Origin of the sequence: Mesorhizobium sp. M7A.F.Ca.US.002.01.1.1 (assembly GCF_004022955.1) — a bacterium.
GTDB classification, from domain to species: domain Bacteria; phylum Pseudomonadota; class Alphaproteobacteria; order Rhizobiales; family Rhizobiaceae; genus Mesorhizobium; species Mesorhizobium ciceri.
The window spans coordinates 1-4,167 of record NZ_RZQE01000500.1; the positions used below are offsets into that span (position 1 = coordinate 1).

Below are 4,167 nucleotides of genomic sequence, written 5' to 3' on the forward strand. Positions count from 1 at the left end.
GCCCGGCAGGAAGCTCATGCGTGGGGAACCGAGAAAGCCCGCGACGAAGATCGAGGCGGGGCGCTCGAACAGTTCGAGTGGCGCGCCCTGCTGCTCGATCAACCCGTCGCGCATCAGCACGATGCGGTCAGCCAGTGTCATCGCCTCGATCTGGTCATGGGTGACGTAGATCATCGTCGTGGCGATGTCCTGGTGAAGGCGCTTGATCTCGCCGCGCATTTCGTCGCGAAGCTGGGCATCCAGATTGGACAGCGGCTCGTCGAACAGAAAGATGCGGGGGTTGCGGACTATGGCGCGGCCGATGGCGACGCGCTGACGCTGCCCACCGGATAACTGGCGTGGAAATCGCCCGAGCAAGGGGATGATGCCGAGCATACGCGCAGCCTCGGCAACGCGCGCCTCTACCTCGGGCTTCGGCATCTTGCGCGCCTTGAGACCGAAGCCGATGTTCTTCGCCACGCTCATATGTGGATAGAGCGCATAGTCTTGAAACACCATCGCCACGTCACGATCGCGCGGCCGCAAGTCATTGACCACCTCGCCGCCAATCTCGATCGTGCCTTGCGAACTCTCCTCCAGTCCTGCAATCGTCCTCAAAAGGGTACTCTTGCCGCATCCGGACGGGCCGACCAGAACGGTGAACTCACCGTCGCGAATGTGGAGGTCAATGCCGCGCACCGCATGGAAGGCGCCGTAGCGCTTGTGCAAGCCGGTGATCCTGACTTCAGCCATGCCTGCCTCTTTCTATCCGCGAACGGCGCCGAGCGTCAGCCCGCGCACGAGATGTCGTTGAGCAAGGACTCCCAGAGCGATGGATGGCACGAGGGAAACAATGGCCAGGGCCGCCGCTTCACCATATTGCGCGCCCTGGAAGCCGATGAAGGAGCGGAATACGGTTGGCAGCGTGAACGCAGTTCGACTGGTCAAAATGAGCGCGAAGAAGAACTCCGTCCAGCAAGCGATGAAAGCGAAGACGGCCGCCGCGACGATGCCCGGGGCGGCAAGCGGCACGGCAACACGCCAGAACGCCTCCCAACGCGTGCAGCCATCGACCAGGGCCGCCTCCTCCATCGACTTCGGCATGCCGCGGAAATACGCGAACATCATCCACACCGACACCGGCAGCGTGAAGACCGTGTAGGCGATGATCAGGCCAATATGGGTGTCGTACAGCCCGACGCCACGATAGATAAGGAATACCGGCAGGACGATGCCGATCGGTGGCAGGAAGCGCTGTGACAGCACCCAGAAAGACAGGTGCTGGCCGCCCGTGTTGTAGCGCGCCAGACTATAAGCCATCAGCGTGCCCAACAACGCTGAAAGCACGGTGGCCGACAGCGAAATGATCAGACTGTTGATGAGCCCGTCGAGGCCGCGATAAGCGAACAGCGCAGCTTTGTAGTGTACAAGGGTCGGCTCGGCAGGGAACCAGACGGGCGGCACGGTGAGGTAGTCGTCGCTCGGCTTGATCGAGGTGTTGAACATCCAGTAGAGGGGCCACAGCACGAACACGAGGAAGAAGCCGAGCAGCAGCATGCGACCGATCGGCACCGACCGGCGTTTCCTGCGGCGGGCGGGCGCGACGGCGGCCATCAGACCGGCTCCACCTTCAAGAGCCGCCGCACCAGCAGCGTCACTACCAGCGCGGTGAAAATCAGGAATAGCCAGCTTCCGGCCGTCGCCTGCGACAGATGAAACTGGGTGAAGCCGACCGTGTAGAGATAGTAGGAAGCCGTGTAGGTTTGCGTACCCGGGCCGCCGCCGGTCATGATAAAAATGGTATCGAACATTCGGATGGCGTCAAGCAGGCGGAAGGTCAACGCCAGCAGCATCATAGACCCGAGATGCGGCAGCGTGATCGCCCAGAAGGCCTGCCAGGCATTGACGCCGTCGAGTTCCGCCGCCTCGTAGAGGTTCGGAGGGATTGCGGTAAGCCCGGCGAGCAGGACGACAAACATGAACGGAGTCCACTGCCAGACATCAGCGATGATCAGCGAGACATAAAGCCATGGGCGCTCGGTCATCCAGCCGATCGTCACCTCCTGCCCCAACAGTTGCGTCAGGATGTAGTTGGTTGGCCCGAAAGGCCGCTGAAGCAGCAGCGTCCACGCTTGGCCGACTATCACCGGGCTGATGAAAAGCGGCACGATCAGGATCGACATGACGACACCGCGCCCCGGAAAGCTGCGCACCATGGTGAGCGCCACCAGAAGGCCCAGCACGAATTCGATGGCGACGCTGATGCTCGACAGGCAGGCCGTCAGCAAGAGCGACCACCGTGCCACGGGATCGAACACCACCCGCTCGAAGTTTTTCAAGCCGACAAAGGCGTGGCCCGGCACCTGGAAGTCGTAGTTGATGAAGGACACGACCAGTGAGAACAGCAGCGGATAGATCGACAGCGCCAGTATCAACAGCACCGCGGGCGCGACAAGAAGCCATTTGAAGTGGCGGTCCGCCCACTGTGCGAGGGTCGAAAGCCGAGGCGGGGCGCCGGTGGTCGTCATGCGACTGATCGTGGTGGTGTGCGGCATCGATTTATTCCAAAGATCGCCACGCGGTTGAGCCAGGGTGTTGCGAGCGAAGCGCCCGCAACACCGGTCTGGTGCTAGAAGCCCGGCTCCCCTCCAGGCGAGTCTCAGAGGGTGACTGCCATGCCAAGCTTCTGCACTGTGTTGTCAGCGGTGGCGCCGGGCAGTTTCAGGAACTCGGTGTAGAATGCCTTTTGCGACTCCATCCCGAGCCGATCGGTCGTCTCGTTCCACTCGGCGGCCGCCGTTTCCAGCGATGCTTTCGGATCCGCACCAGCCCACACTGCGGTGCACATGCGGTCGATGCTCAAGAAATAGTCCTGCGCACCTGGCATGATCGGGTCGAGCAGGCCGACATTCGCCGAGTTGTTGAGGTTGGCCAGGTACTCCTTGGCGCTCGGGAACAGTGCTCCATAGAGCTCCGACTTGAAATGCGAAATGCGGTATGGGTCGCGCAGCGCATAGGGCAACATGCAGCGCGCCAGTGAGACGGGAGGCGAGCAGGCCCACTGCATGAACAGATACGCCGCCTCCGGATTGGGCGAATCCGCCGACAGCGCCTTGTTGTAGCCGGTGGCATGTTCCGGATTGCCCGGCACGACGGCATAGCCAACCTTGCCAGCGATCTGCGACTGGGGAATGAAGTTGATCGCCGTGGCGGATTGCGAATAGTTCGCCGCCATCCGGCCGCTTGGAGGCCAGGAATAGATCATCGCAACCTTCCCCGTCAGGAATGCCGCCCAAAGGGAGACGGCGTCGAGCTCGTTGTTACCGGGGATCGAGGCCTTGTTGGCCGCGAGCATGTTCGTCAGCGTCTTGACGCCCGCATCCGACACCAAGCCGGCCTTCATGTCGTCGCCGAACAGTTTCCCGCCGTTGGCACGGTACTGCTGCAGAAAGTCGAACTGATTGCCCGGGCTGCCCGCCTTGCGGAAGTGGCCTGCACCATAAACCTTCGGTGCCATCTGGTCGGTGATGAATTGGGCGATCTGAGCATATTCCTCCCAGGTCTTCGGTGGTCCGAGCTTCGCGTTGAACTTGGTCTGGTAGGCCTCCATCATCTTCGGATCCTCGAAGATGTCCTTGCGGTAGTAGAGAGCGAACATGTCGCCGTCGTCGAAGAAGCCCCAGATCTTTCCCTTGTAGGTCGGCAGCGCCTTGTAGAGAGGATGATAGTCCTCGAGGTCTGCAGGGTTCATATATTTGGCGATATAGTCGTCGAGAGGTGCGATGACGCCGCCATCGGCGAGCGACGGTGTCCAGGCTGGCGAGATGTCGAGCACGTCATAGGCGCCTGAGCCGGCAATGTGCTCGGCGACCGCCTTGGAGTATTGATCGGGATTCGACAGTTCGACCACATTCGACTTCATGCCCGTAAGCTGCTCCCACATCGGCCCACTGAAATTGCGTGGATCGAGCGCCTGCAGGCCTGCCTCGTAGGTCATGTTGATCGTGACGCCCGCATGCGCCTTGGCCGCCTCGACCGCGCGGAAGGCGGAGCCCTCCGCCGGTCCTTCCTTAGATGCTTTCAGCGCAGCGGCCTGCGCCTGTCCCAGCGGCGACGTGGCGTCGGCCAGTTCGAGCTTCTGCTGCGCCAGCGCCCAATCGGTCATCATACCCAAAATGGGTGCAGACG

At 61.7% G+C, this 4,167-nt stretch carries 4 protein-coding genes; all 4 read right to left on the reverse strand.

All coding sequences use genetic code 11. From position 1 onward, the window contains the following. The coding region (locus tag EN932_RS30580; RefSeq protein ID WP_128369315.1) for an ATP-binding cassette domain-containing protein at positions 1-732 on the reverse strand (732 nt) is incomplete at its 3' end. A 12-nt stretch (positions 733-744) separates the two neighbouring features. Further along, positions 745-1,593 carry a carbohydrate ABC transporter permease gene (locus EN932_RS30585; RefSeq protein WP_013525321.1) on the reverse strand — a complete coding sequence of 283 codons (849 nt, stop codon included), beginning with the start codon at positions 1,591-1,593 and terminating at the stop codon, positions 745-747. After that, positions 1,593-2,534 carry a sugar ABC transporter permease gene (locus EN932_RS30590; RefSeq protein WP_013525322.1) on the reverse strand — a complete coding sequence of 314 codons (942 nt, stop codon included), beginning with the start codon at positions 2,532-2,534 and terminating at the stop codon, positions 1,593-1,595. Before EN932_RS30590 ends, EN932_RS30585 begins: the two co-directional genes overlap by 1 nt. Before the next feature lie 104 nt (positions 2,535-2,638). After that, positions 2,639-4,167, reverse strand: a 1,529-nt coding sequence (locus tag EN932_RS30595; RefSeq protein ID WP_128369316.1) for an extracellular solute-binding protein, incomplete at its 5' end; no start/stop codon positions are given.